At 53.8% G+C, this 1563-nt stretch carries 1 rRNA gene; it reads right to left on the bottom strand.

The annotated features are described in order from the left end of the window. Window positions 1–74 precede the first annotated feature (74 nt). Window positions 75–1562, bottom strand: a 16S ribosomal RNA gene (locus tag H6G75_RS32620). Between the last annotated feature and the right edge of the window lies 1 nt (window position 1563).

The raw sequence follows: 1563 nt of genomic DNA, 5'->3' as shown, positions 1-1563 counted from the left end.
CGACCGACCTAGGTTGACCATCTTGCTCTCTATTTGCTTTATGCTTTCGATTTCAAGTTGGGTAGGTCTCCCTAAAAGGAGGTGATCCAGCCACACCTTCCGGTACGGCTACCTTGTTACGACTTCACCCCAGTCACCAGCACTGCCTTAGGCATCCCCCTCTCCTAAAAGTTGGGGTAATGACTTCGGGCGTTGCCAGCTTCCATGGTGTGACGGGCGGTGTGTACAAGGCCCGGGAACGAATTCACTGCAGTATGCTGACCTGCAATTACTAGCGATTCCTCCTTCACGAAGGCGAGTTGCAGCCTTCGATCTGAACTGAGCTCCGATTTCCGGGATTTGCTTGCTATCGCTAGCTTGCTGCCCTCTGTTCGGAGCATTGTAGTACGTGTGTAGCCCAAGACGTAAGGGGCATGCTGACTTGACGTCATCCCCACCTTCCTCCGGTTTGTCACCGGCAGTCTCTCTAGAGTGCCCAACTTAATGCTGGCAACTAAAAACGAGGGTTGCGCTCGTTGCGGGACTTAACCCAACATCTCACGACACGAGCTGACGACAGCCATGCACCACCTGTGTTCGCGCTCCCTAAGGCACTCCCAGCTTTCACCGGGATTCGCGACATGTCAAGTCTTGGTAAGGTTCTTCGCGTTGCATCGAATTAAACCACATACTCCACCGCTTGTGCGGGCCCCCGTCAATTCCTTTGAGTTTCACACTTGCGTGCGTACTCCCCAGGCGGGATACTTAACGCGTTGGCTCCGGCACTGCGAGGGTCGATACTCGCAACGCCTAGTATCCATCGTTTACGGCTAGGACTACTGGGGTATCTAATCCCATTCGCTCCCCTAGCTTTCGTCCCTCAGTGTCAGTTGCGGCCTAGTAGAGCGCCTTCGCCACCGGTGTTCTTCCTGATCTCTACGCATTTCACCGCTACACCAGGAATTCCCTCTACCCCGAACGCACTCTAGCTATGTAGTTTCCACTGCTCTTATGAGGTTGAGCCTCACTCTTTAACAGCAGACTTACACAGCCACCTGCGGACGCTTTACGCCCAATCATTCCGGATAACGCTTGCATCCTCCGTATTACCGCGGCTGCTGGCACGGAGTTAGCCGATGCTTATTCCTCAAGTACCTTCAGTACTTATTCCTTGAGAAAAGAGGTTTACAACCCAAGAGCCTTCCTCCCTCACGCGGTATTGCTCCGTCAGGCTTTCGCCCATTGCGGAAAATTCCCCACTGCTGCCTCCCGTAGGAGTCTGGGCCGTGTCTCAGTCCCAGTGTGGCTGATCATCCTCTCAGACCAGCTACTGATCGTCGCCTTGGTGCGCTCTTACCACACCAACTAGCTAATCAGACGCGAGCTCATCTTCAGGCAGCAAGCCTTTCACCTCTCGGCACATCCGGTATTAGCCACCGTTTCCAGTAGTTATCCCCGACCTGAAGCCAGATTCTCACGCGTTACTCACCCGTCCGCCACTAAATCCTAAGATTCCGTTCGACTTGCATGTGTTAAGCATACCGCCAGCGTTCATCCTGAGCCAGGATCAAACTCTCCGTTTTG

This window comes from Nostoc sp. FACHB-280 (assembly GCF_014697615.1).
In the GTDB taxonomy this organism is placed as follows: Bacteria; Cyanobacteriota; Cyanobacteriia; order Cyanobacteriales; family Nostocaceae; genus Nostoc_B.
The sequence above is the reverse complement of the archived record's forward strand: the minus strand, read 5'-3'. Positions and strand labels throughout refer to the sequence as shown.